Source organism: Streptomyces sp. NPDC043867 (assembly GCF_056435845.1).
The window spans coordinates 30268-56810 of the sequence record NZ_JBWKDS010000013.1 but is presented as its reverse complement, the minus strand read 5'-3'; the positions used below and the strand labels follow the sequence as shown (position 1 = coordinate 56810).

Sequence of the window (26543 nt, the reverse complement as noted above, 5' to 3'; positions counted from 1 at the left end):
GGCTCCCGCGGCGTCGCGGGCCCCTCAGACGTGGGGTGGCGGCGGTGGCAGGGTCGTGACGCCGGGCGCCGGTTCCGGCCAGACCAGCAGCACCGGACAGGGCGCGTGGTCGACGACGAAACGCCCGGCGGGCCCGAGGCTGTGCGGGCCGAGCCCGGCGCGGTCGCCGTCGCGGGCCAGGACCAGCAGACCGGCGCCCTCCGCCGCGGCGACCACCTCACGCTCGGCGCGGCCATTGCGCTCGAGCCGGGTGCAGGGGCCACCGAACCGCTCCGCCGCCGCGGCCAGGAGCCGTGCGGCCGACGCGCTGCCCAGGTCCGCCAGGCGGTCGCCGGGGTCACGGTCCTGTCGGCCGCGCCCGAGCAGGCCCGCGAAGGCCCCGTGCGCGAGGCCGGCCACATCCGGTTCGGCGACGTGCAGCAGGACCACGTCCGTCGCCCGGGGCGCGTGGTCGCGCACGGCGTCCACGCACGCGGGCCAGGTCCCCTCGACGAGCCAGGCGATCACCCGCATGTCCCTCAGCCTCCGAAGAGCCGCAGTCCCGTCCACAGTGCCGCCACGGCGGGGATCAGCGCGGCCGGCACGGTGAGCAGACCGAGCCGGGTGAACTCCCCGAGATCCACGCCGTGGTCGTGTTCGTGCACGATACGCCGCCAGAGCAGGGTCGCCAGGGAGCCGGCGTAGGTCAGGTTCGGCCCGATGTTGACGCCGAGGAGGACGGCCAGGACCGCACCGGGGCCGGACGCGGCGGTCAGCGGCAGCAGCACCAGGACCGCGGGCAGGTTGTTGATCAGGTTGGCGAGTACGGCGGCCAGCGCGGCGATGCCGAGGAGCGCGAGGAGTCCGGTCCCGTCCGGGAGGAGCCGGCCGAGGGCGTCGGACAGGCCGTTGTCGACCACCGCCCGTACGACGATGCCCAGCGCCAGCACGAAGGCGAGGAAGGCCGGCGCGGTGGCGCGTACCACCGCGAGCGGTGTGGTGCGCCGGCGGACGAGCGCCCGTACCGCCAGCACGGCCGCCCCGGCCAGCGCCGACCACGCGGGATCGACGCCGATCACGGACGCGAGGACGAACCCCGCCAGCGTGCAGCCCACGGTGACCAGCGCGAACAAGGGAACCTCGGGCGGCGCCCCGGTGCTCGGCGTGGGGGCGGCGGCGTTCAGGTCGCGGGCGAAGAAGCGCCGGAACACCACGTACTCCGCCCCGATGGCGACCAGCCAGGGCAGCGCCATCAGGGCGGCGAAGCGGGTGAAACTCAGCCCGCTGGCCGTGAACGCCAGGAGATTGGTCAGGTTCGACACCGGCAGCAGCAGCGACGCCGTGTTCGACAGATGGGTGCAGGCGTACACGGGGGGCTTGGGGCGGACGCCCATCCGGCCGGCGGTGGCGAACACCACCGGGGTGAGCAGCACGATAGTGGCGTCCAGGCTCAGCACGGCGGTGATCGCCGAGGCGAGTACGAACACGGCGGTCAGCAGCCGCCCGGGCCGGCCCGCCGCCCAGCGGGCCATCCACGCCCCGCACGCCTGGAAGAGGCCTTCGTCGTCGCAGAACCTGGCGAGCACCAGTACCGCGGCCAGGAAGCCGACCACCGGTCCCAGATGCGCGCTCTCGGCGCGGGCGTGCTCCCAGGAGATCGCGCCGGTGGCGACGGCGACGCCGGCCGCCGGGACCGCCACGACGGCCTCGGGCAGGCCGAAGGGACGGATCACCGCGCAGACCAGGACCGCCACCAGCAGGACGACGGACAGTGCCTCGGCGAGCGGGGTGTTCAGGGTTCGGTCCTCCGGGCGTGGTTCCTCGTGCCCGTTCATGAAAGCAGCCGCCGGCACCCGGCCGCCGCGGCCCCCTGCCGTCCGGCCTCCTCAGGGGCCGCCGTCCGGCCGGCCGGACCGCCCGCTCACCACCCGCTCACTCCTCCAGCAGCGCGATCTCCGCCCAGATCGTCTTGCCGTCGGCCGTGTGCCTGCTGCCCCAGCGCTGCGTCAGCTGGGCCACCAGCAGCAGCCCCCTGCCACCCTCGTCGAAGGACCTGGCCCGGCGCAGGTGGGGAGCGGTGTGGCTGCTGTCGGACACCTCGCAGATGAGGGTGGTCTCGTCGTGGATGAGACGCAGCCGGATCGGATGCTCCCCGTACCGGATGGCGTTCGTGACGAGCTCGCTGACCACCAGTTCGGCGGTGAACCCGGCATCGCTCAGGCCCCAGGAGTCCAGCTGCTCCACGACGTGCTTGCGGACCGGGGCGACGAGGGAGGGGTCGGCGGGGACGTCCCAGGCCGCCACCTGGGAGGCGGGCAGCTCGCGGGTGCGGGCGAGCAGCAGGGCCACGTCGTCGGAGGCGCCGCCCGGGGGCAGCAGGCTCCGCAGGACCTCGTGGCAGGTGTCGTCCAGGGAGCCCGAGTACCGCGTCAGCACGTCGCAGAGCAGCTGCTGGCTGGTGTCCAGGTCCCGCTCGCGGCTCTCCACGAGACCGTCGGTGTACAGCGTGAGCACGCTGCCCTCGGCCAGCTCGAACTCGGCGGGCTCGAAGGGCATCCCGCCGAGCCCCAGCGGCGGTCCGGCCGGCACGGCGAGCTGCCGGCACGGTCCGCCGGGCGGAATCAGGATCGGCGGCGGGTGGCCGGCCCGGGCGACGGTGCACCGTCGCGAGACGGGGTCGTACACCGCGTACAGGCAGGTGGCGCCGACCTCGCCGGTGGTGCCGTCGCTGCCCGCCTCCGCCGACAGCCGTACGACGAGGTCGTCGAGGTGCGTCAGCAGTTCCTCGGGCGCCAGGTCGATGTCGGCGAGGGTCCGCACCGCCGTGCGCAGCCGCCCCATGGTCGCCGACGCCTGGATCCCGTGGCCGACGACGTCACCGACGACCATGGCGACGCGCATCCCGGAGAGCGGGATCACGTCGAACCAGTCACCGCCGACGCCGGCGCGCGCCGCGGGCAGATAGCGCGACGCCGCCTGGACGCCGGCGGTGCGGGGAAGGTTGCGCGGCAGCAGGCTGCGCTGGAGGGCGAGCGCGGTCTCGCGCTCGCGGGAGAAGCGGCGGGCGTTGTCGATGCACACCGCGGCCCGGGCGGTGATCTCCTCGGCGAGCAGGACGTCCTCGGAGGTGAAGGGGTCCGGCCGGCGGAACCGGCTGAGGACGGCCACGCCCAGGGTCGCGCCGCGCGCCTGGATCGGGACGGACATCGTGGCGTGGATGCCGTGCTCGGCGACCCGCTCGCCGCGCCGGCGGTCCCAGGACAGCCAGTCCGCGAGGGCGGCGGTCTCGTCCGGTGCGACGATGGTCCGCGCGGCCAGCAGGGAGTCCGCCTGGGGCGAGGAGGCGGGGTAGACGTCCGTCCGGCCGAGCTCGACCACGGCTTCGGGGGCGCCGGCGTTCACCGACCGGTGGGCGGCGCGGCGGAGCGTCACGGGCGCGGTGACCGGGGCGGGGGTGGGGTCGCCGGACTGGTCCACCGGTTCCAGCAGGTCGACGCTGACGAAGTCGGCGAGCGCGGGGACGCAGACGTCGGCGAGTTCCTGAGCCGTGCGGGTCACGTCGAGGGTGGTGCCGATGCGGACGCTGGCCTCGTTGACGAGGCGCAGCCGTTCCCGGGAGCGGAACTGGTCGCTGAAGTCGTGGGCGGACAGACACACGCCGAGCACCCGGCCGCCGGCGTCGGTGAGCCGGGTCATGCGTGCCAGCCAGACGTGGGCGTGCTCCTCGCCGCCCGCCCGCAGATACGCCTCCACGTCGCCGGGGACACCGGAGACGAGCACGTCGTGCATCCGCCGTTCGACGTCGCCGCTCTCCGGGGTGCCGCTGATCTCGGGGGCCCGCAGCCCGCGGATCCGGTCCTCGGGGAGGCCGATCACCTCGGCCATCGCGTCGTTGACCGCCCGGAGCCGCAGCTGTTCGTCGTAGACGGCGGTCGCGCAGGGGGACTGGGCCAAGGCGGCCGAGAGGAGGAGGTCGTCCGCGGGGCGTCGGGCACCGCCCTCCAGCGCGCTGACCAGGAGCCAGTCGCCCGGGCCGCCGGTCTCGGTGCGTCTGTGGTGGGCGAGCACGCTCACGGTCCGAAAGCCGCCGTCGCGGTGGCGCAGATCGAGTGTGCCGCTCCAGCGGCCGCCGTCCGGTGCGGGCGGCGGCGCGGGCACTCTGCCGGGGGCCAGCAGAGCCGCGGCGGGGCGGCCCTCGACGTCGCCGGGCGCATGGCCCAGCAGCCGGCGCGCGCCCTCGTTCCAGTGGCGCACGACGCCGTTCTCATCGACGACGGCCCGTGCCGAGGCCGACTCGTCGAAGGGCAGGACCCGGCCCATCGTCGCCACTCCCTTGCGCACACCCACAGTGAACAAGCGCGTCACTCGCGTACCAAGCCTAGTGGGTGGCGGGGTCCGGCACCCGGCCTGCGAATGTTTTGGGACGCCGGTGAGAATCACACGCCGGGCCGACGCGCGACCTCCAGTCACGGCAACAAGCTGGTCTCCTGGACGAGGAGCGGAGAGTACGGACTCAAGTCCTGTGGGCTCCCGCCCTCGGGGCCGCCGGCCGAGGGCGGGAGGAGCAAGGCCGGCGGCCCCGAGGGCGGGAGGAGCGAGGCCGGCGGCCCCGAGGGCGGGAGGAGCAAGGCCGGCGGCCGGTTTCGTGCGGGAGAGCCGCCGTCCCGCGCGGGGCCTTCGAGTAGGGCCGGATCCCGGCGGACTACGGCGTTCCGCGCGCCGGGAGCATGCGCGGGGCGCCGGCGCGGGCGAGCGGTTCGCACGGGGCGCTCGGAATATCGAAAGCCGGTGCGATCCGCAGAGATGCGGCCCTTGCTGACGGATTTTCAATTGCGGCGGAAGTTGCCCAAGTGCCTTGTTGGCCCAACGCGACGTGTGCGAGGGTGAACTCCCTGCGCAGGGGCAATGACCAGGTCTGATTCACCGTCCGGTATTTCAGGCCGTCGACCGGCTGGAAAGGCCCTCGGCAGACGGTCGTCGCGCGGCCCGTCCCCGGCTGCTTTCCCGGCGCTCACCGAAAAGGTACGCACCAACGAAGGGCCATTCGGGCAAGCGGAACTCTTGCCGGGGTGAGCCCTGGAAGGAATCCGCTCTGTGCACACCCCCCACCCCCCACGGCCTTCCCATCCGCCTCGGCCCGGACCCCCTGTCGGTGAATCCGACGAAATCCTCGCGGCCCGCCTGAGCAACCGGGCGGAGGACGGGACTCCCCACCCCGTCGCCCTGCTCATGGCGCGGCACTGGCAGTCGGCGTACGACTACTCCGTCGTCTGCCTCGCCTCCTCGGCGAACGTCGCCTCGATGGTGGCCGCCGCCTCCTTCCACCAGGTACTGGACGAGCTGACCCGGGGCGCGTCCGGCGCCGCCCTGCGGCCCCTGCTCCTCGTCACGGTCCGGGACACGGTCAGGGAATGGGCCGGCAAGGGGCCGATATCGGCCGCTCTGCCGCAGCTGAGGAAACCCGCGGGCGGGCGCGGCCTGCGGGCGGCGAAGTCGACGCCACCCGAGAACCGCAAGCTCGCCCAGCGCGCTTTCCTGGGTCTGCCGGGACTTGCCCAGTGCCTGCTGTGGCACACCGAGGTCGAAGCCGAGCCCATATCCGTACCGGCCGGTCTGTCCGGGCTGGATGACGGCACCGCATCCGCCTCACTGGAGCAGGCGCGCGAGCAATTCCGTGCGGGTTGTGTACGCGCCCATCAGGAACTCGCGCCGACCAAGGAATGCCGCTTCCACAACAGACTGCTGGACGTTCCCATTCGGCGCGGCGGCGCGTTGCTTCCCGATGTCCAGCAACATCTCCTGGAGTGCCGCTACTGCCGGTTCGCCGCCGAACAACTGAGCCACTTCGAGGGCGGGTTGGGCACGCTGCTCGCCGAATCCGTCCTCGGCTGGGGCGCGCGGCGCTACCTCGAATCCCGTCCGGGCCGCGCCGGACAGGGGGCGCAGACGAACGCGGCCGCCCCCGCCGACCGCGGCGGTCCGCGCGGTGACGGTCCGCGCGGTGACGGTCCGCGCGGTGACGGTCCGCGCGGTGACGGTCCGCGCGGTGACGGTCCGCGCGGCGGCGGACGCCCCGGCGGCGGACGTGGACGGGCGGCAGGCGGCGGACGCCATCGGCTCCTGTCCCGGTTCACCGCGCCCGGCCGCCGCCCCCCGCCGCGCGGGCTCGACGCGAAGACCGTCCTCACCGGTGCCGGAATCGCCTCCGCCGCCGTCCTCGTGACCGTCCTCGCCGCCGGCATGTGGTCGGACGACGGCGGCGGCGCCGACCCGGCCGCCTCCACGAGCGCGACCGGCGGCCACACCGCGGCCACACCCGGCCCCGCCTCCCCGGCCCCGCCCGCCGGATCGTCGCCGCCCGGCTCGGCCGGCCTGCCCACCGTCCCCCGGCAGACCCGGCTGCGCAATCTCGCCGCCGACCTGTGCCTGGACGTGCGGGGCGGCAAGGCCGAGACCGGCACCGGGACGGCGCTAGCGGTGTGCTCCGCCGCCTGGACCCAGCAGTGGTCCTACGAGCGGGACGGCCTGATGCGCAGCGTCGCCGCCCCCGAACTGTGCCTGGACTCCCATGCGGACGCCTCCGGACTCGTCGTTCTGGGCCGCTGCGCCGCCGAGAGCGCGAAGCGCGCCGACGACGTGCGCTACGACCTCAGCGCGCAGGGCGAGTTGCGGCCCCGCTGGAACGAGAAGCTGGCGGTCACACCCGTCGCCCCGGATCCGAAGGCGGACGTGGTGTCCAAGGTCCGGGACGGCTCCGACGACCAGCGCTGGGTGACCGACTCCCCGCCGGATGGCCCCGATTCGCTGTCGATCGCGGGCACCGCCACCCCGCCGGCCCGGCCCTCCACGGCTCCGCCACCGTCCGCCGACGCGCCGGAGGAGCCGGACGAACGGGGGACGGACCCCTCGACGGCTCCGGAGGAGGCACCGTCGGAGAGCTACCGGGAAGACCGGGTCGTGACCGTCGGGGACGACCCGAGCCGTGCGCCCGTGCTCCCGTTGCCCGTTCAGCTGCCCGACGTCCTGACGGGCGTCGGTCTCTGAGGGGCCGACGCGCGCGGGCGGCCCCGGAGCGGTCCGGGACCCGCCCGCGCGCCGTGCCGGGCACGGCCTGACACACCACGACCCGGGGCGGCTTGCCGCCGGTCGAAACCGTGACTCGCGCACCGGACCGACTCCTGGCGCGGGCCGGCGGCGAGCCCTGCGGCGCGGTGGTCACGCGGTTTCCTCGACCAGGTCGTCGGGCCCGACGGTGGCGGGAGCCGCGTGCCCGGACAGGGCGAGAGTCAGGTCGAACTCGGCGAGCAGGCAGCGGATCACATGCTCGACGCCCGCCTGTCCGTCGAGGCCGAGCCCGTACGCGTAGGGACGTCCGACGAGGACGGCCCGCGCGCCGAGGGCGAGCGCCTTGAAGATGTCGTCACCGGTGCGGATCCCGCTGTCGAACAGGACGGCCAGCCGGTCGCCCGCGGCCTCCACGACGCGGGGCAGCGCGTCGGCCGCCGCGACGGAACCGGCCACCTGACGGCCGCCGTGGTTGGAGACGACCACGCCGTCCATCCCGGCACTGGCGGCACGGCGGGCGTCGTCCGGGTGCAGCACGCCCTTGAGGACGATCGGCCCGTCCCAGTTCTCCCGCAGGAACTCCAGGTCCGGCCAGGTCTTGCCGGGGTCCGCGAACATGCTCACGAAGTGCATGACGGCCGCGTTCGGGTCCTCGTGCACCGGCTTGGCCAGACCCGCCCGGAACGCCGGGTCGGAGAAGTAGTTGGCGGTGCCCACACCGTGCAGGAAGGGCAGGTACGCCTGGTCGAGATCGCGGGGCCGCCAGGCCAGCATCGGGGTGTCGAGCGTGACCAGCAGCGCCGTGTACCCGGCGGCCTTCGCGCGGCGCAGGAAACTCAGGGTCACCTCGCGGTCCTTGGCCCAGTACAGCTGGAACCAGCGTTCCGCGTCGCCCATCGCCTCCGCGACCACCTCCATGGGGGTGCTGGAGGCCGACGACAGGATGAAGGGCACACCCTGGGCGGCGGCGGCCCGGGCGGCGGCGGACTCGGCGTCCGGGTGCATGATCGACAGGACGCCCACCGGAGCGAGCGCCAGGGGCGCCGGCAGCGCACGCCCCAACACCTCGACGGACAGGTCGCGTTCGTGTACGTCCCGGAGCATGCGCGGCACGATCCTGCGCCGCTCCAGCGCGGCCCGGTTGGCACGGGCGGTGCTGCCGTTGCCGGCGCTGCCCGCGACATAGCCGACCGGACCGGGGCCGAGCCGTTGCTCGGTGAGTTCCTCCAGCCGCGTCAGATCGGTGGGCAGCCGCGGCACGGCCCCCGTCATCCCGTTGAGATAGATCTCGTACTGGAAGTCGGCCCAGTGCTTCGCCATCCGTACGTCCCGCCCCTCGTCCTCGGATCCGTGCTGTGGACGTCGATCCTGTCGAGTGCGCCGATGCCCGTCCACCGAGGTGGGCACATCGCGCGGCCGATCCGGTCGGTCTTCGCGGGGGGCGAAGACCGACCGCTGAACAGGAGCCAGGAGCGTGGGTCAGTGAACAACTCCTGGAATGCCGCGCCTCGTGGTGAAGTGCGCCTGCCGAGCGCTGTTCTCGAAAAGGCGTGGCTGCCGGGCAGGCGTGATGCCACGATCAGTCCGCAACTTGATCCACATCCGCGTCCCGGAGGTCCGCATGGACATCGCATCGCTGCTGCCGTTGACCACGTCCCGGTTGTCGCTGCGTCTGTTCACTCCCGGCGACGCCGACGACCTGTACGCCTACCAGAGCCTGCCGAGCGTGGCGCGCTACTTGTACCGGCCGGCGCACACGCGTGAGCGCAGCGAGCAGGTTGCCGCCGAGCGCGCGGCGCAGACGGCCTGGCGCGCCGACGGGGACAAGCTGTCGCTCGCTGTCCGCCGACGCGATGAGCCCGGCGTCCTTGGCGAGGTGAGCCTCCGCCTGGCCGGTGCCCGCGCCGCCCAGGCCGAGATCGGTTGGACTCTCGACCCAGGCCACGAGGGGCACGGCTACGCGACCGAGGCGGCCGCGGCGCTGGCCGGGTTTGCCTTCGACACGCTGGGCGTGCACCGGCTCTACGCACGGCTGGATGTGGAGAACACCGGGTCTGTGCGGGTCTGTGAGCGCCTCGGGATGCGCCGGGAGGCGCACCTGGTCGAGAACGACCTCGACGGGGATCGCTGGGGCAGCGAGTACATCTACGCGGCGCTGTCCGCGGATCTTGGCAGTCGATCAGGCGATTAAGCCCGATGCCGCCTCCTGTTCGTGATCTTCCCTATGGGAAAATCCTGTTATGTCTGGTGGGGATGGCCTGTTCGAGGTGGTTCCGGCGGCGGCGGTGAAGCCGGAGATCGCGTCGATGTTGGCGGTGAAGAAGACCTTCCGGGCGTTCATCCCCGATCAGATGCTGCTGATGCTGCCGCCGTCGCTGGATGAGTGGCTGCCCGAGGGGCATCTGGCCCGTTCGCGGCCGAACTGGTCGACGAGGTGCTCGATCTGGGCCCGATCCTGGCGTCCTGCACCGAGAAGCGCGCGTTCCCGCCGTATGACCCGCGGTTGATGGTCCGGCTGCTGGGCTACGGGTACACCACCGGGGTGCGCTCGTCGCGGGCGATCGAGCGCAAGTGCACCGATGATGTGGCCTTCCGCTGTCCGGCCGCGGGGGCGGGGCTGGACTGCCGGTCGATCTCCCGGTTCAGGGCCCGGCACCTGGACGCCCTGGCCGGGATCTTCACCCAGTCGCTGCGCCTGGCGCAGCGACTGGGCATGGTCAAGATGGGCCGGGTCGCACTCGACGGCACGAAACTGCAGGCCAACGCCGACAAGAAGGCCCGCAAGCACGCCGAGGACAACGAGTGGCGACGCCAAAAGCGTGCCGGGACCGACGAACCCGAGGCGGTGGCCGAAGCCGGCGACCTGGCGTCCGAAACCGCGCGGCCGAAGGGCAAGGCGCAGGCCAGCTTCGACCCCGAATCGCGCATCATGAAGAACGGGGCCGGCGCGTTCACCCAGGCGTACAACGCCCAGGCCGTGGTGGACGACGTGCACCCCAGACCGCCAGAGATCCGACCACCAACCCACGACGGCTTGCTCGTTACCGGCCCATGCTCCCAGGGCCTGTCTGACAATTCCCGTCTGCCTCGCGACGCCATGCACGCACTCTCGCCGCACCGGGCGCAGACCCAAGTACGTCCAGTACGAGGCTCTACGCCCGGCACTCCCCCAGCCTCCGGCCGGGGGGACCCCCAGAGCACGCACCTGACGCCGCGAGGCCGCCCTCCGGGCGACGACGGGAATTGTCAGATAGGCCCTAGGAGAACGAGGTGAGGGTCAGCCGGATGCCGGCCGGGGCGGTGTCCTGGATGTACGAGGCGAAGTCGGCCACGTCGTCGAAGGCGAAGCCGTACGCCTTGCCGTCGGCGGTCGCGGCGTGCACCGCCCTGGCGTAGTGGTTCGTGACCGCCGTGCGGTAGAAGGACGCCGGGTCCGTGGTCGGCTGGGCCGCGGTGCTCACCAGGGTCGTACGGTTGAACGCCGCTCCGAGGACCGCGGCGACGGGCCCGGTCCTCCCGTCGTTCGGGGCGGCGAGGGCGCCGTCGCAGAAGAGGACGTCGCGGGTGGAGGGCTTGGTGAAGGAGACGGACGCCGGGCCGGTGAAGGAGAGGGTCCCGCCGCCGACCCGCCCGGTGAACGTCCCGGCGTTGGTGGTGACGGTCAGGTCCTTGCCTGCGTAGGTGCTCCACGCCTCCTCGATGTACGGGGCGAGGTAGTCCTTGGCGAACAGGCCGGCGTCGAGGCCGTGTCCGGGGGCGATGACCCGGCGGTCGCCCACGACGAGCGGAGCGAAGGCGTCGACGGCCCTGAGGGCGGAGAACACCTTGTCACGACCGCCCGCGACCAGCGTCCCTGTGGTTTGGTCCGCGGAACCGGTGAGCCGGATCGCCATCGGCACGCTGAACATGTCGACCATCGTCGTGTTGCAGAACATCCCGGCCGAGTTGTAGGTGAACTCGGCGCAGTCGTGCAGCACGTCGTAGTTGGGATCCGAGGCGACCCAGCCCGCCGGGTACTGGAGGGCCGCGTTGCCCGCGCCGTCGGTGACGGCCTTGAACTTCAGCTTGCTGCCCAGGGCGACGTATATGCGGCCGGACATGTACGGGATGGACAACGTTGTCTCACCGCCGGCGGCCAGCGGCAGGGCGTAGTCGGTGTACCCGTCGGCCCCGTTGTCGGACAGCGCGACGGGCGCCGCCTTCCCGTCCGGCGTGACCCGCACCTGGCGGCCGTCCTGGTTGCCGACGATGTACACGTACACGGACGAATTGGCGTACTCGCCGGTGGAGTTGACGAGGGTCAGCGGGAGCGCGCCGGCGGCCCTCGTGCCGGAACCGCCGGGGACGCCGGCCCCCAGGGCGCGGGGCGCGACCAGAGCCGGCCCGGGCCCGCGACGGCTGCGGCGGCGAGGGAGGCGAACATCCTTCTACGGGTGATCATGTGGTTCCTGTTCTCGTGGGGGAGAGGGTGATGCCGACGGGGCCCGGAGTCGCCGGAGGGCCCGAACCTCGCCGTGGGGAAGCCCGGTTGGGGGTGCGGGGGAGGTGATGGGCCCGATGTTACGCAGGAGTGTGGCTGCGGCCAACGTTCCCCTGGTCCTGCTGCACGCCTGTGATCTGCGGGTATTTCCGCAGGCCCGTTGCATAAAGGTCTCTTAGGGCCCGCTTAAGAAACCCGGCCGGATGGCCGTCCTCGCGGCCGGGACCCGCCGGACGGCCGTGCGCGCGGTCGGGCCCCGCCCGCGTTGCCCGGCGCGGTCCCGCCCTCCGCGGTGACGCGCAGCGGCGGGCGGGACCGGGTCCGTCAGGGGTACGACACCACCGTGGAGGGCACGGTCGAGGTGCCGGAGGTCGGTGAACCCGTGTCGTTGATGACGCGTTCGTACTGGCCGTTGCCGCCGAGCGAGACCACCAGCAGGTCGTGGAACCTCACCCCGGGCCTGTTCGGCGCGGCGAACCCGTGGTGCTGGACGATCGTCGGGTCCACGTTGTAGTAGCAGTAGCTGCCGAGACCCCAGCCCTCGTGCGTGGTCACGGAGTCGCCGACCTTGTAGGCCGCGTACCCCTTGATCGAGCCGTTCTGGATCGCGGCCTGGTTCGGGGCGTCGTACGCCTTCTCGTTCTGGAAGAAGATCGTGCGGCCGCGCTGGCCGTACCACTGGACGTCGTACTTGTTGAAGTGCTCGACGAACAGGCCGGTCGCCAGGACGTCGTCGCCGTTGACCCGGATGCCGTAGTCGGCCCGGTTGGTCTCCCAGCCGACCCCCGTCCCGTGGTCGGCGCGCCAGACCCAGGTGTGGTCGACGATGGTGTGCCGGCTGTTGATCACCATGCTGGTGGTGGCCCTGCCCGCGCCCGCGCCGCCGATCCGGATGAACACGTCCTGCACGGTGGTCGGATTGGCGGAGTGGTCCGCGGAGGCTCCGGCCGGCCCGACTTCGAGCAGGGTGGGGGAGTTGACCGGTCCGGCGTCGATCAGGAAGCCCGCGAGCCGTACGCCGTCCACGTCGGCGACCCTGACGGCGGTGACGCCGTTGTCCGGGATCAGCGTGGCGTAACCGAGCCCGAGCACCACGGTGTTGGCCCGCCTGACCTGGACGGGCTGGTCGAGGTGGTAGATCCCCGGGGTGAGCAGCAGGTGGAGGCCCTGCTCCAGCGCGGCGTTCAGGGTGGCGGCGGTGACGCCGGGCCGGGCGACGTAGAACTGGGTGAGGGGCAGCGAGGTGCCGCGCGGCGTGCCGTTGCCCCAGGTGGTGCCCCGCGCGTTGGTGCGCTTCTCGGGGAGGAAGACGCGGTAGTTGTTCCCGTCGAGGTAGAGGAAGGGCTTCTCCCGGGAGACGGGTGTGGTGTCGAGCGTCGTGTACGGCGGGTTCGGGAAGGTCTGCGCCGGTGCGCCCTGGACGCCCGAGAACACCATGTTCCAGACGGCGTTGGTCCAGCCGCCCACGGAGCTGTCGCGGGTGTACCACTGCTGCTGGGAGTACGGGCCGACGGTGCCGTCGATCTTCGAGTCGGCGATGTAGCCGCCGGACGCCCAGCCGTAGCCGTCCGGGGCGAGGTTGAGGCCGCCCCGCACGTGCATGCGGCGGAAGGGCGCGGCCTGCGCGACGGCCCACCGGTTGGTGCCGTTGACCGGGTTGAGCGCGAGGTTCTCGGCCGAACGCCAGAAGTTCTGGGTGGCGTTGCCGTTGAACCAGCCCGCGTCGACGGTCACGTCGCCGTTGATCGTGGTGTCGTCGGGGGACAGTCCGAGGCCCGCGATCGAGGTGTAGAAGCCGAGTTGGGCGTTGAGCCCGTGGTAGGTGCCGGGCTTGAACAGCAGCGCGTAGCGGCCGGTGCCGAACTGCGCCGACTCCTGCCGGGCGAACACCTGGTCCAGCCTGGCCTGGATGCCGGGGGTGGAGGGGTCGAAGACGATCACGTTCGGGCCGAGATCGCCGCCGCCGGGCAGGGCGCCGGCCGCGTCCGGCGCCGCCTGTGCGGGCGAGGACAGGGCGAGGAGTCCGGGCGCGGCCGCCGCGGCGGCCATGGCACCGAGCATCGTGCGCCGGGCGAGGGGGGACGGGTCGGGAGACGAGGGACCTGTGGGGACAGGGGGCATGGGGGAGACTCTCCTGGTTCAGGAAATGAACGGTGTGGGGTGTCTGGGAGCGCTCTCTCGCCGATGCATGCTTCATCCGCGTGAACGACGCGTCAAGAGTTGTGACCGGAGTCCCGCGAGTTGTTGCGGACTCAACGGCGACTACGCGGTGTTTTGGTGAGATTCGGTGCCTCCGGCAGTCCCTCGGGTCCCTCCGCACGGCCGGGGACTGCATTCAAGAGGTGCGCGACGCCGCTCCTATGACACTGCGTCGGATCCCTTGACACTCCCGCGTCGCCGCCACAACACTCCAGGACGGGAGAGCGCTCTCCCGTCTGTTTCCGGCACCGGTGACCGTCCCTCGCTGCCGGCCGCGGAAGCACCGTGCACCGCCGCCCGACCCCCACCGTCCCTCGACGTGGCAGGAGGTCTCCATGGCACGGAGATCGAAGATCGTCTCAGGAATGCTGATCAGCGGCGCACTGCTGCTGACCTCGTTCGGCCTCGGCGGAGTCGCCATGAGCGCCGACACGCTCACCACCACCCGGGCCGCCGCCGGACCGGCCGCCGTCCCGCACGCCGGCCACGTGATGGCCGCGTCGACGGCCGCCTCGCCCGACGACCCGGACGGCGACGGCTACATCCCCGCCGTCCCGCAGGTGACCGGCGTCCAGCCATCCACCAAGGAGCCGCCCCACCGCTACTTCCACGAGTTCCAGGCCAACTGCTCGGTCTCGCACACCAAGCCGGACGATCCCATCGTCTATCCGGGCCAGCCGGGCAGGTCGCACGACCACACCTTCATGGGCAACACGACGACGAACGCGGCCAGCAGCACCGCCTCGCTCGGCAGCGGTTCCACCACCTGCAAGGCGCCCGGTGACAAGTCGGCCTACTGGATGCCCACCCTGTTCAAGGGGACGCAGGCAGTGCTGCCTTCCGGACCCCAGGTCATCTACTACAAGGCCGGCGTCACGGACTACACCAGCGTCCGGTCCTTCCCCAAGGGGCTGCGGTTCGTGGTCGGCAGCCCGATGCAGACGGCGGAGCAGTTCCGCAGTCACCGCGGCTTCGTCGAGGGATGGGAGTGCGGGAACAGCTTCTTCAACGTGCAGTTCCCCGCCAACTGCCCGACCACGCCCGACGTACAGCTCAACATCCGTTTCCAGGCGCCGAGTTGCTGGGACGGCAAGTACCTGGACACCCCCGACCACCAGAGTCACATGGCCTATCCGGTCGTCAACCCCGGCACGAACAACAACATCTGCCCCGCCGACCACCCGGTCGCGCTGCCGATGATCGAGTTCAAGATGGCCTTCCCGGTCAACGGTGACCTCTCGCAGGTGAGGCTGGCGAGCGGTCCGGCCTACTCGTTCCACTACGACTTCTTCAACGCCTGGGACGACGCGACGCTGAAGGCGCTCGTCGGCCACTGCGTCGTCGGCGGACTCCAGTGCGACGCGCGCGGCTACGACCAGACCCACCCCGAGGCCGGGGCGGCCCTGGACGCGAACTACCGGCTCCCCTGACCCGCACGGTCCCGGCCGGCCCGGTCCCCGCCGGCCCGGCCGGGCCTCCCCCCCACCCGCACACCGGAGAGGCAGACATGACCAGATCCCGTACCGCGGCCCGCCGGGCCGCCGCGCCCGCCGTGGCGACCCTGCTCGCCGCGGGCGCCCTCGCGCTGCCCGCGCAGGAGGCCGGCGCGGCCGGCAGCGTCGTCAGGGTGACCGGCTCGCAGGGCAACTGGCAGCTGTCCGTCGACGGCCGCCCCTACCAGGTCAAGGGACTGACCTGGGGGCCCGCCGTCGCGGACGCCGGCCGCTACCTGCCCGACCTGAGGTCCATGGGCGTCAACACCATCCGCACCTGGGGCACCGACGCCTCCAGCAAGCCCCTGTTCGACGCGGCGGCAGCGAACGGCATCAAGGTGATCGCGGGCTTCTGGCTCCAGCCCGGCGGCGGCCCCGGCAGCGGCGGCTGCGTCAACTACCTCACCGACACCGCGTACAAGAACCAGGTGCTGGACGAGTTCCCCAAGTGGGTCGGCACCTACAAGGACAACCCCGGCGTCCTGATGTGGAACGTCGGCAACGAGTCGGTGCTCGGACTCCAGAACTGCTACAGCGGAGACGAACTGGAACGCCAGCGCAACGCCTACACCACGCTCGTCAACGACATCACCAGGAAGATCCACGCCGTCGACCCCAACCACCCGGTCACCTCGACCGACGCGTGGACCGGCGCCTGGCCCTACTACAAGAGGAACGCCCCCGACCTCGACCTGTACGCCGTCAACGCCTACAACGCCGTCTGCGACGTGCGGGCCGACTGGGAACAGGGCGGCTACACCAAGCCGTACATCGTCACCGAGACCGGACCGGCCGGGGAGTGGGAGGTCCCGGACGACGCCAACGGCGTACCGCAGGAACCCACCGACCGGGCCAAGGCCGAGGGGTACACCAGGGCCTGGAACTGCGTCAAGGGCCACCAGGGTGTCGCCCTGGGCGCCACGATGTTCCACTACGGCACCGAGTACGACTTCGGCGGCATCTGGTTCAACCTGCTGCCCGCCGGCCAGAAGCGCCTGTCGTACTACGCGGTGAAGAAGGCGTACGGGGCGGACACCTCGCGGGACAACACCCCGCCCGTCATCTCGGAACTCGCCCTGGACGCCGACCCCGCCAAGGTACCGGCCGGCCGCGCGCTGACCGTCACCGCGAGGACCACCGACCCCGACGGCGACCCGGTCTCCTACGAGGTCCTGGCCAACAGCAACTACCTCGACCAGAGCAAGCAGCTCACCCCGCTGCCCGCCACCGACCTGGGCGGCGGCAGGCTCAGGTTCACCGCACCCGACCGGCCCGGCGTGTGGAAGATCTACGTCAAGGCCACCGACGGCAAGGGCAATGTGGGCGTCGAGACCCGCTCGGTCCGGGTGGTCGCCCCGCCGGTCAACGGGACCGACCTCGCGCTTGGCAGGCCGGCCACCGCCTCCTCGTACCAGCCCTCCGGCGGCGACTGCCCCTGCCCGGCCGCCAACGCCGTCGACGGCAAGGCCGACACCCGCTGGGCCAGTGACTGGAGCGACCCGCAGTGGATCCGGGTCGACCTCGGGACGCGCACCACGTTCTCCCACGTGCAGCTCGTCTGGGAGACCTCGTACGCCAAGGCCTACACCGTGCAGACCTCCGACGACGGACAGAACTGGCAGACCGTCCGCACGGTGAGCGACGGCAACGGCGGTGTCGACGACTGGGACGTCAGCGGCACCGGACGGTACGTGCGGGTGAACGCGACCGCCCGCGGAACCGGCTGGGGCTACTCGCTGTACCACTTCGGCGTCTACCGCTGACCGGGGCCTCGGACCGATGACCGACGAAGAGCTGGAGCGCCTGCTCGACAAGCTGACCCTGCCGCAGAAGGTCAGGCTGCTCACCGGTGCGACGACCTGGCGCACCGGCGCCGAACCGGCCGTAGGCCTGCGAGAGCTGGTGATGTCGGACGGGCCCGCGGGGGTGCGCGGGGAGGCCTGGGACGAGCGTGATCCCTCGCTGCTGCTGCCCTCGGCCTCCGCGCTCGGCGCCTTGTGGGACGAGGAGTTCGTCGAGCGGCTGGGCGGCCTCCTCGCCGCCGAGGCCCGGCGCAAGGGCGTGGACGTCGTCCTCGCCCCCACCCTCAACCTGCACCGCAGTCCGCTCGGCGGGCGCCACTTCGAGTGCTTCGCGGAGGATCCGGAACTGACCGGCCGCACCGGTGCCGCGCTGATCCGCGGCATCCAGGCACACGGTGTGGCCGCCACGGCGAAGCACTACGTCGCCAACGACTCCGAGACCGACCGGCTGACCGTCGACGTCCGCGTCGGGGAACGGGCCCTGCGAGAGGTGTACCTCGCCCCGTTCGAAGCGGCCGTCGAGGCCGGCGTCCGGGTGGTCATGGCCGGGTACAACGGCGTCAACGGCCGCACGATGACCGCCAGTTCCCTGCTGGCGGCGCCCCTCAAGGACGAGTGGGGCTTCGACGGGGTCGTCGTGTCCGACTGGGGCGCGGTGCGCTCGACGGCCGGACCGGCCCGCGCGGGCCTAGACCTCGCGATGCCGGGCCCGGAAGGACCGTGGGGGGAGGCGCTCGTCCGCGCGGTCGAGGCCGGGACGGTCCCGCGGGCGGCCGTCGACGACAAGGTACGGCGGCTGCTGCGGCTCGCCGCCCGGGCCGGCGCACTCGGCGGACCGCGGGCGGCGGCGCCCCCGGTCCGCTCCCGCGACGCGCGGCGCCTGCTGCGACGTGCCGTCGCCGCGAGCACCGTCCTGCTGCACAACCGCGACGTGCTGCCCCTGGACCCGGAGGAACTGGGCACCGTCGCCGTGATCGGAACGCACGCCGCCCGTCCGCGCGTACAGGGCGGCGGAAGCGCCGGCGTCTTCCCGTCGGCCGTCGTCACACCGCTCGACGGCATCCGGTCCTGGCTGCGCGGCCGGGCCCGGGTCGTCCACGTGCCCGGGCCCCCGCCGGACGCGCCCCCGCCACCGCTCGACATGAGCCTGTGCCGCGACCCCCGCTCGGGTGTCCCCGGCGTCCTGCTGCGCGTGCTCGACGCGTCCGGAGCCGAAATCTACGCCGAACACCGGCAGTCAGGAAGGCAGTTGGAGCCGCTGCTGGTGCCCGCCGCGCACACGGTGGAGATCAGCGCGCTGCTGCTGCCGAGGACGACGGGCGAGTGGACCCTCGGGATCGGCGGCTTCGGCCGGATGAGCCTCACCGTGGACGGACACACCGTGCTGGAAGGCGACTTCGCCCGGGACAGCGACGACCCGGCAACCGTCCACGTGAATCCGCCCGCCCGGTACGGCCGGGTGCACCTGACCGCCGGGCGCACCGTCCAGGTGGTGGCGCGGCGCGCACTGGCCGCCGGCACCGGGCGGGCGACGGTCGTCAGCGCCGCACCGCCCGGCCCCGACGCCGAGGAGGCTCTGGCCGCCGCGGTACGCGCGGCCGGGGAGGCGGACGCGGCGATCGTCGTCGTCGGCACCACGGAACACGGCGAGACGGAGGGCCACGACCGGACGGGCCTCGCGCTCGGCGGCCGGCAGGACGACCTCGTGCGGGCGGTGACGGACGCCAACCCGCGCACGGTGGTCGTCGTGAACAGCGGCGGACCCGTGGAGCTGCCCTGGCGCGCGCGGGCCGGCGCGCTCCTGCTGACCTGGTTCCCCGGGCAGGAGGGGGGTGCGGGGCTGGCCGACGTGCTGTTCGGCCGGACCGAGCCCGGCGGGCGCCTGCCCACCACCTGGGCGGCCGGCCTCAGCGACGCGCCGGTCACCCGGACCCGCCCGGAGCAGGGGCGGCTCGCCTACGACGAGGGGCTGCACATCGGCTACCGGGCCTGGCTGCGCGAACACCGGCAGCCCGCCTACTGGTTCGGCCACGGCCTCGGCTACACGACCTGGTGCTACGAGAACGTGAGCGTGCCCTCCGCGATCGAGGCGGGCACGCCGTTCACCGTGCGGGCCGACGTGCGCAACACCGGCCGCCGGCCGGGACGTGAGGTGGTCCAGGTGTACCTCGCCCGGCCGGGATCGGAGCGGGAGCGGCCCGTGCGCTGGCTCGCGGGCTGGGCGGCCGTCTCGGCCGCGCCGGGAGAGACGGTCACGGCGCGCGTACACGTCCCGGCCCGCGCGCTGCGGCACTGGTCACCGGAGGAGTACGCCTGGCGCACGGAGCCCGGCCGCTACCGGGTGCTGGCCGGGCGCTCGGCCGGCGATCTCCCGCTGGCGGCCGCGGTGGAGGTGAGGGCAACCGGCTGACCTCGGTCCCGCGGGCGCCGGAGAGCGCTCTATACCGTTCGTGGACCGGGCCGTTAGGGTGCGGGCATGAGCAGACAGGCTCCTACGCTGGAGGACGTCGCGCGGGAGGCGGGGGTCTCCCGCGCGACCGTGTCCCGGGTCATCAACGGCATACGCAACGTCGATCCGGCCATCCAGGACGTCGTGCGCCAAGCCGTCGAGCGGACCGGTTACGCGCCCAACCGGGCCGCCAGATCCCTGGTGACCCGGCGCACCGAGACCGTCGCGCTGATCGTCTCCGGCGCCGGTGACGCCACGGACGAGGAGCAGAACGGCTTCGCGACGCGGGTGTTCGCGGACCCGTTCTTCGGACGCGTCGTCGGGGGAGTGGTGGGCTACCTGCGGCCCCGGTCGATGCATCCGGTGCTGATGTTCGCCGAATCCGTCGAGGCGAGAGCGCAGGCGCTGGCCTACCTGCGGCAGGGCAGCGCGGACGGCGCGCTGGTCGTCTCGACACACGCGGACGACCCGCTGCCCGCGCTGCTGGCCGACGCAGGCCTGCCCGCGGTGCTGTTCGCGCGGCCGTCGCGGCCGGTACCGCTCAGCCATGTCGACCTGGCCCACCGGGACGGGGCCCGGCTTGCCGCCGAGCACCTGCTGGCCCGGGGGTGCCGGCGGATCGTCACGGTCACGGGACCGCTGGGCGTCTCCGCGAGCCAGGACCGGCTCGCCGGGTTCCGCGACACGATGGCGCGCCGGGGGTACCCGCACGTGCCGGTCGCCGAGGGCGGCTTCACCCTGGACAGCGGCATGTCGGCGATGTCCGCCCTGCTCGCCGGACATCCGGACGTGGACGGGGTGTTCGCGGCCAACGACCTGATGGCGCAGGGCGTCTGCCAGGTGCTGCGGGAGTGCGGCCGACGGGTGCCGGACGATGTCGCCGTGGTCGGCTTCGACGACTCCAGCGTCGCGGTGACCTGCCGGCCGCCGCTGACGACGGTGCGCCAGCCCGTCGAGGAGATGGCGGCGGCGATGGCACGGCTGCTCGACGAGCACATCCGCGGCGTGCGCACGGAGCCCACCGCACTGATCTTCGAGCCCGAACTCGTGGTCCGCGCCTCGGCGTAGCGCGTCACCGGAGCTCGAGGCGGGCGGGCCGGGGCGGGCCCGGAGGTGCGCCCCTGCCGTCGGCGACGGCGGTGAGCTGCGCCCTTGCCGTCGATGACGCCGGTGACCTGCACCCTTGGCGAGGGCGACGCCGGTGTGGTGCGCCCGGGCCCGGGGCCTGCGCACGACGGACGTGACCCCTGCTTCCGGGCCGAACCGGAATGTTTCAGGCCTATTGCCGAGCCGTGGGAAACCGGCCAGCGGGCCGATTCCGGCGATCATCGGCCCCACGGTTGCGGGGCTTGCACGTTCGAATTCTGTGACTTCGCGCCACTGATTCAATACTCAAAGTTACCGAAACGCATGGGGTCGATGTGTGTTTCCGCGCCGGACTCGGCAGACTCGCGCTCGCCGCACCGGCAACAAACCCGAGCCGGTGCAGCCTCGTCACAGCGGAAGGATGCACACAATGCCGAACACCGCGCGCTGGGCAGCGACTCTGACCATGACGGCCACCGCCGTCTGCGGCCCCCTCGCCGGGTCCGCCCTCGCCGCCCCGGGCCCCGCCCCCGCCTCGCTCTACGCCCCCTCGGCCCTCGTCCTCATGGTGGGCCACGGCGAGAGCGCGGCCACCCTCACCCCCGAACGGGCCGTCACCCTGAGCTGCGCCCCGACCGCTTCGGGTACGCACCCGGCCGCCGTCCGGGCCTGCTCCGAACTCCGCGCCGCGGGCGGGGACTTCGACGCCCTGGACGCGAGAGACGAGGTGATGTGCACCAAGCAGTTCGATCCTGTGGTCGTCACCGTCGACGGGGTGTGGCAGGGCCGGCGCGTGTCGTACGAGCGGACCTTCGCCAACGAGTGCGTGAAGAACTCCTACGGGAGGAGCGTCTTCGCGTTCTAGAGACCGGGATCGCGGGGCCCCCGTGAGCACTGACCGAGGGCCGTTGCTGGGGAGTGCGAGCCCCCGTCGCGGGAGTGCCACGCGATCTCGCACCGAGGGCCGGCCGGACGGAGTGGGGCTGTCCGCCGGCCCTCGGCATGTGTGCGCGGCGGGCGGCGGACGGCATCATCGACGATGCCGTTCGCCCGAACGTGTGAATAGCCGCCCAGGGTGAAGACCTTGCCTATGTGGGCTTCGAACGGCGGTGACTGGTGTCGCACCAGGGGTAGCGGCGGCTGAGCCGGCAGGTGCACAGGGCGACGCGGAAGCGGTCGGACGAGACGACGCTGCCGTCCTCGAGTTCGACCTCGACCGGCCCGTCGACCATCAGGGGGCCGCGACGCTGCACGGTGATCCGGCGCGGGGCGTCAGACGAGTCGTTCGGCACGGATGACCACCAGCTCTTCCTTTTCCTCGTGAGGGGAGAGCAGACCGCGTTCCCGCAGCCAGCCCTCCCGTTCGCGCAGTACGGGACCGAACGAGACCCACCTGCGCTCCGTCACCGCGGCCCGCAGACCGGCCGCGCGCAGGAGCTTCAGGGTGGGCTCGGCGCCGCTGAGCGCCGAGTGGACCATCAGCAGCACGCCGCCCGGCCGCAGCAGGGCGGGCGCCTCGCGGCAGATCCGGTCCAGCACGAGCCGGCCGTCCCGGCCCGCGTCCCAGGCCCGGGCCGCACCCCGCGGGGTGCCCTGAGCGTCGGGCGCGGGCACGTACGGCGGGTTGGTGAGGATCAGGTCGAACGACTGGCCCGCCACCGGGGCGAACAGGTTCCCCCGCACGATACGCACGGGGAGCCCGGCCAGACGCGCGTTCAGCCGGGCGGTGCACACCGCCCGCCACGACACGTCCACCGCCGTCACCCGGCCGCCCTTCCGCGCGGCTGCGAGGGCCAGAGCGCCGGTACCGGTGCACACGTCCAGCACGCGCGCCCCAGGTGCGAGCGGCTCGTCGGACAGCGCGCCGGCCAGCAGCGAGGTGTCATCCTGTGGGGCGTAGACGCCCGGAAGTGCCAGAGGTTTCACGCGGGGCGAGTACCCGGGGAATCATGAAATATGGGTATCTCGTACGGTCTGCCTTCCCGCGTGCCACTCCGTGAGCAGCTGCCGGGCGAGACGGTCCTCCAGATGGTCCGTGGCATCGATGCCGAAGACGACATCGGCCTCCAGGTACGGCTCCTCCGCCAGCAGCCCGCCGATCACGTCGTGGCGTACGACCTGCTCGTGCACCGCGTCGGCCTCGACGTGCTCGTCGTAGAAGAACTCGGCGGCGGGCCCCGCACCGGTGCGCCGCATGGCCTCCGCGAGCCGCTGGGAGCCGGGCGAGGAGGTGATCTCGACCGCCGCGAAGTGGCCCACCAGCGCGCCGCGCAGATTCCGGTGCAGACCGAAGAGGGACATCATGTTGACGGTGGCCAGCATCTCCGCGGACGCTTGGTCCAGGTAGTGGCCGTACGTCGTGTCGAGTCCCAGGTCGTCCATCATGTCCGCGAAGAGCTTGGCGTGCACCCTCTCGGCCCGGCCGCCCCCGTACTCGTCGAACTCGACCGCGGCCATCCCGGCCTTGGCCCGTCCCCACAGGCGCGGCAGCACCCAGGCGTGCGGATCGGCCTCCTTGAGGTGGTACAGCGAGCGCTGTGCCACGTACTCGCGGATCTGCCACAGCTCGCCCTCGTCGCGGAGGTGGTGGCTGACCCCGGTGCCCTCCGCGGGCTCCACCAGCAGTTCCTTCACCGCCGCCTCGACGCTGTCGTGCACCTGGGTGTCCGCGCGCAGGGCGGTCAGGAAGCGGTCCTCCAGCGCCGCCCGGGTCCGCAGCAGGTCCGGGTCCCATTCGAGGCCGGCGTCGACCCCGGCGAAACCGCGGTAATGCAGTTCGTAGCAGCAGTACAGGGCCAGCTGCAGGTCGGCGCCGTAGGGCGCCGCCTCGCGGATCTCCTCGGACGCCGGGAGCGGGCCCGCACCCGTCAGGTGGGCGAGGACCGCCGTGGAGAGGGGGCCGCGGCCGGGCGGCAGCTTCGGGCCTGGACGATCTTCTGTCATGGCGGCCGGGTACCCGCCCCGCGCGAGGTCATCCGCGGTGTGGGGACGGCGGGGGCGGGTACCCCGAGGCGGACGGCATGGTCGGGACGGCCTGGTCGGGACGGCCTCGTCAACCGGGTCGCCCGGTTACATCAACCGGGTCGTCCGGGGAGCCGCCGGGCACCGTGATGTCCGCGGGCCGGCCGGGAGGGCGCCCCGTGGCGTCCGGGCCGGTCGCCGGGGCGGTGGTCACCGCGCGCCCTCGCCGGGGCTCGCGACGGTGTCCGCCGCCGGACGGCCGTCCACGCGGGACTGCGGCGCTCAGCGGGCCTGGGCCGGGATGCGCAACGGCACGGCTCCCGCCCCGGTGGGCGCCGGCAGGTCGTCGCCGCGCTCGCTGATCTCCGTCCACCAGGACCCGCCGTCCTCGATGTGCCGCAGCAGCACGCCCTCGCGGATGGCCCAGGGACAGATGCTGACCTCCTTCACACCGGTGAGCTTCATGGTGGTGTGCCCGACCACGGCGCCGGCGAGGCTCTGGGCGGCGCGGGGGGCCGAGATGCCGGGGAGCCGTGCCCGTTCGTCCGCCGGGAGCGCGGCGAGACGCGGAATGGCCCCGGCCAGTTCCCTGCGGCGCAACTCCCGCTCCACGAAGGGCCCGTGGCGGCCGGGCGCGGTGCCGCACAGCCGGGCCAGCTGCTGGAACGTCCGCGAGGTCGCGACGGCCGTACGGGGCCCCTCCCAGCGGATGCGCGCGGCCACGTCCCGCAGTTGGTGACGGACCCTGCGCCGCAGCGCGCGCAGGGCCTCCGGCGTCGGCGGGTCCTGGTCGAGAAGGAACTCCTGCGTCAGCCGCCTGGCCCCGAGCGGCAGCGAGGCGACGAAGTCCGGCAACCGGCCCCGGCCGAAGGCCACTTCCAGCGAACCGCCGCCGATGTCCATCAGGGCGAGCGGCCCCGATCTCCAGCCCATCCATCTTCGGGCCCCGAGGAACGTGAGCTCGCCCTCCACCTCGCCCGGCAGCGTGCACAGCGGCACACCGGTCTCCGCCCGGACGGTCCCCAGGACCTCCGAGCGGTTCGGGGCGTTGCGGACCACTGCCGTGGCGAAGGCCAACGGGCCCGCCGCACCCCACTGCTGGGCGGTCCTGGCCGCTCCGCGCACCGCCTGCACGAGCTGGCGCACCGACTCCTCCGGGATGTGGCCGTCCGGCTCCAGGTGTTCGGACAGCCGCAGCCGCCACTTGGCCGTGTGCACCGGCAGCGGCACCCCGCCCTCGGCGTCGGCAACCACCAGTCTGACAGTGTTCGATCCCACGTCCACCACGCTCAGTCGCATGCCCCGGAACTACCCGACTCCCGTCGAAGCACGCCCACCGGGAGCACGCCGCGGTGTGCGCCGCCCGGAGCAGCGCCGCCACCGGTCCGAGTCGCCCCGGATGCCGCGCCGGCCGGGATCCCGTACTGCTGGAGCATGGGTGTTCTGGGTGAGTGGGACCAGCTGCTGTTCACACGGGTCGCCGGCGCGCGGCTGCCCGGCGCCGACCCGGCGGTGCGGCGGCTCAGCCGCTCCGCCGATCACGGCCGGCTCTGGCTGGGAGCCGCCGCCGCGCTCACCGTGCTGGGCGGCCGCACGGCCCGCCGCGCCGCGCTGCGCGGTGCCGGCTCGCTCGCCCTCGCCTCGCTCACCGTCAACACGGTCGTCAAGCGGGGTGCCCGGCGTCCCCGCCCGCTCCTCGACCACGTGCCGCCGGTCCGGCACCTGAGGCGTCAGCCGCACACCACCTCCTTCCCTTCGGGGCACTCCGCCTCGGCCGCCGCCTTCGCCACCGGAGTCGCCCTGGAGTCCACCCGGTACGGCGTCCTGGTCGCGCCCCTGGCGGCGGCGGTCGCCTTCTCGCGGGTCTACGTCGGCGTGCACTACCCCGGCGACGTGCTGGCCGGCGTCGCGATCGGAGCCGGGGCCGCCGCCCTGACCTGCCACTGGTGGCCCCCGCGCGCCGTCGCCCCGGAGCGGGAACGGCCCGCGGCCGACGCGCCCGCGCTGCCCGACGGCGAGGGACTGGTGGTCTTCGTCAACAGCGGCGCGGGTACGGGCGCGTCCCCCGTACCCCTGCCTGCCGCGGCGCACCTGCGGGGACTGCTGCCCCGGGCCGAACTGGTCGAGTGCGGCCCGGACGACGACTTCACGGAGCTGCTCGGCACGGCGGTGGACCGGGCCCTGCGGTCGGGCGGCGCGCTGGGCGTGTGCGGCGGCGACGGCAGCGTCAACGCGGCGGCCCGGGCGGCCGCCCGGCACGGTCTCGCCCTCGCGGTGTTCCCGGGCGGCACCCTCAACCACTTCGCACTGGACGTGGGCGTACCGGAGTTCGAGGACACCGCGGTCGCGGTCGCGCGGGGGGAGGCGGTGGCGGTGGACATCGGGGTGGCGGCCGCGGCGGCGGGGGAGGAGGTGCGGTTCCTGAACACCTTCAGCATCGGCCTCTACCCGGAACTCGTGCGGATCCGGGAGCGCTTGGAGAGACGGTGGGGCAAGTGGCCGGCGGCGGCCCTCGCCCTGGCGCGCGTTCTGCGCACGTCCACGCCGGTCGAGGTGCGCGTCAACGGGCGCACGCGGCGCCTGTGGCTGCTCTTCGCGGGCAACGGCCGGTATCTGCCCGACGGGTTCGCCCCCACCTTCCGGCCGCGGCTGGACGACGGACTGCTCGACCTGCGCATGGTCGACGGCGGCCACCGCCTCGCCCGCACCCGCGTGGTCGTCTCCGCGCTCGCCGGGGCGCTGGGCCGCTCCCGCGTGTACAGCGCCGAGGCCCTGCCGAGTGTCGGACTGTCGGGTCTGCGGGGCGCGGGACCGCTCGCCTACGACGGTGAAGTCGCGCCCGCCCCCGAGGAGTTGCGGCTGTCGAAACAGCCGGGTGCCCTCGTCGTCTACCGGCCGGCGCTGCCGCAGAACGAGCTGGCCCAGCAGGCCCGCATCGCGGCCGCGGCCGCCCGGCACCGGGCACGGGCGAAGGGCCGCCGTCTCCCTGCGGACGGCGGCCCCTCTGCTCGGTGAGTGACCGGTGCTGC

Annotated in this window: 17 protein-coding genes and 2 pseudogenes; 9 read left to right on the top strand and 10 right to left on the bottom strand. The window is 73.1% G+C overall.

All coding sequences use genetic code 11. The features are described 5' to 3' along the window. Positions 1-24: 24 nt before the first annotated feature. The 3 genes from AC069T_RS15265 to AC069T_RS15255 form a co-directional block, all read right to left on the bottom strand. Entirely contained in the window at positions 25-513 is a 489-nt protein-coding gene (locus tag AC069T_RS15265; protein WP_478783191.1) for a universal stress protein, read from the bottom strand. A 5-nt stretch (positions 514-518) separates the two neighbouring features. Further along, entirely contained in the window at positions 519-1814 is a 1296-nt protein-coding gene (locus AC069T_RS15260) for an arsenic transporter (RefSeq protein WP_478783190.1), read from the bottom strand. A 97-nt stretch (positions 1815-1911) separates the two neighbouring features. Next, positions 1912-4299 carry a SpoIIE family protein phosphatase gene (locus tag AC069T_RS15255; RefSeq protein WP_478783312.1) on the bottom strand — a complete coding sequence of 796 codons (2388 nt, stop codon included), beginning with the start codon at positions 4297-4299 and terminating at the stop codon, positions 1912-1914. A 774-nt stretch (positions 4300-5073) separates the two neighbouring features. On the opposite strand from AC069T_RS15255, the gene AC069T_RS15250 reads away from it, so the two are divergent. Continuing rightward, positions 5074-7023 (top strand): RICIN domain-containing protein, encoded by a 1950-nt coding sequence (locus AC069T_RS15250; protein WP_478783189.1) that lies wholly within the window; start codon positions 5074-5076, stop codon positions 7021-7023. Between the two features lie 171 nt (positions 7024-7194). On the opposite strand, the gene AC069T_RS15245 is transcribed toward AC069T_RS15250, so the two are convergent. Next, the gene (locus AC069T_RS15245) at positions 7195-8364 is read right to left on the bottom strand and encodes a lactate 2-monooxygenase (RefSeq protein WP_478783188.1); all 1170 of its coding nucleotides are present in this window, start codon (positions 8362-8364) and stop codon (positions 7195-7197) included. A 301-nt stretch (positions 8365-8665) separates the two neighbouring features. Here AC069T_RS15245 and AC069T_RS15240 point away from each other — a divergent pair, with 301 nt between their 5' ends. Then, entirely contained in the window at positions 8666-9235 is a 570-nt protein-coding gene (locus tag AC069T_RS15240) for a GNAT family N-acetyltransferase (protein WP_478783187.1), read from the top strand. Positions 9236-9350: 115 nt separating this feature from the next. Continuing rightward, a pseudogene (locus AC069T_RS15235) lies at positions 9351-10039 on the top strand (transposase); the annotation flags it as partial. A 262-nt stretch (positions 10040-10301) separates the two neighbouring features. Here AC069T_RS15235 and AC069T_RS15230 read toward each other — a convergent pair. Both AC069T_RS15230 and AC069T_RS15225 read right to left on the bottom strand, forming a co-directional pair. Beyond that, positions 10302-11485, bottom strand: a pseudogene (locus AC069T_RS15230) (glycoside hydrolase family 64 protein). Between the two features lie 363 nt (positions 11486-11848). Then, entirely contained in the window at positions 11849-13645 is a 1797-nt protein-coding gene (locus AC069T_RS15225; RefSeq protein ID WP_478783186.1) for a coagulation factor 5/8 type domain-containing protein, read from the bottom strand. 413 nt (positions 13646-14058) lie between these two features. Between AC069T_RS15225 and AC069T_RS15220 the strand changes: the two genes are divergently transcribed. The 5 genes from AC069T_RS15220 to AC069T_RS15200 all read left to right on the top strand — a co-directional run bounded on the left by AC069T_RS15220 (position 14059) and on the right by AC069T_RS15200 (position 21418). After that, a complete protein-coding gene (locus tag AC069T_RS15220; RefSeq protein ID WP_478783185.1) occupies positions 14059-15153 on the top strand; it encodes a DUF1996 domain-containing protein in 1095 nt (364 codons plus the stop codon). Positions 15154-15230: 77 nt separating this feature from the next. Continuing rightward, positions 15231-16979 carry a discoidin domain-containing protein gene (locus AC069T_RS15215; protein ID WP_478783184.1) on the top strand — a complete coding sequence of 583 codons (1749 nt, stop codon included), beginning with the start codon at positions 15231-15233 and terminating at the stop codon, positions 16977-16979. 16 nt (positions 16980-16995) lie between these two features. Further along, the gene (locus AC069T_RS15210) at positions 16996-19428 is read left to right on the top strand and encodes a glycoside hydrolase family 3 C-terminal domain-containing protein (protein WP_478783183.1); all 2433 of its coding nucleotides are present in this window, start codon (positions 16996-16998) and stop codon (positions 19426-19428) included. 66 nt (positions 19429-19494) lie between these two features. After that, positions 19495-20535, top strand: a complete 1041-nt coding sequence (locus AC069T_RS15205) for a LacI family DNA-binding transcriptional regulator (RefSeq protein WP_478783182.1) — start codon at positions 19495-19497, stop codon at positions 20533-20535. A gap of 448 nt (positions 20536-20983) precedes the next feature. After that, positions 20984-21418, top strand: coding sequence for a protease inhibitor (locus tag AC069T_RS15200; RefSeq protein WP_478783181.1), 435 nt, complete (start codon positions 20984-20986; stop codon positions 21416-21418). Between the two features lie 223 nt (positions 21419-21641). Here AC069T_RS15200 and AC069T_RS15195 read toward each other — a convergent pair whose 3' ends face one another. The 4 genes from AC069T_RS15195 to AC069T_RS15180 all read right to left on the bottom strand — a co-directional run bounded on the left by AC069T_RS15195 (position 21642) and on the right by AC069T_RS15180 (position 24813). Next, complete coding sequence (locus AC069T_RS15195) at positions 21642-21845, bottom strand: CDGSH iron-sulfur domain-containing protein (RefSeq protein ID WP_358854712.1); 204 nt, start codon at positions 21843-21845, stop codon at positions 21642-21644. Next, on the bottom strand, positions 21826-22479 hold the full coding sequence (locus tag AC069T_RS15190) for a HemK2/MTQ2 family protein methyltransferase (protein ID WP_478783180.1): 654 nt from the start codon (positions 22477-22479) through the stop codon (positions 21826-21828). The genes AC069T_RS15195 and AC069T_RS15190 overlap by 20 nt, the downstream gene beginning before the upstream one ends. A gap of 21 nt (positions 22480-22500) precedes the next feature. Beyond that, positions 22501-23496, bottom strand: coding sequence for an iron-containing redox enzyme family protein (locus tag AC069T_RS15185; RefSeq protein WP_478783179.1), 996 nt, complete (start codon positions 23494-23496; stop codon positions 22501-22503). 300 nt (positions 23497-23796) lie between these two features. Next, positions 23797-24813, bottom strand: a complete 1017-nt coding sequence (locus AC069T_RS15180; RefSeq protein WP_478783178.1) for a Ppx/GppA family phosphatase — start codon at positions 24811-24813, stop codon at positions 23797-23799. Positions 24814-24948: 135 nt separating this feature from the next. Between AC069T_RS15180 and AC069T_RS15175 the strand changes: the two genes are divergently transcribed. Next, on the top strand, positions 24949-26529 hold the full coding sequence (locus AC069T_RS15175) for a phosphatase PAP2 family protein (RefSeq protein WP_478783177.1): 1581 nt from the start codon (positions 24949-24951) through the stop codon (positions 26527-26529). The last annotated feature ends 14 nt before the right edge of the window (positions 26530-26543 follow it).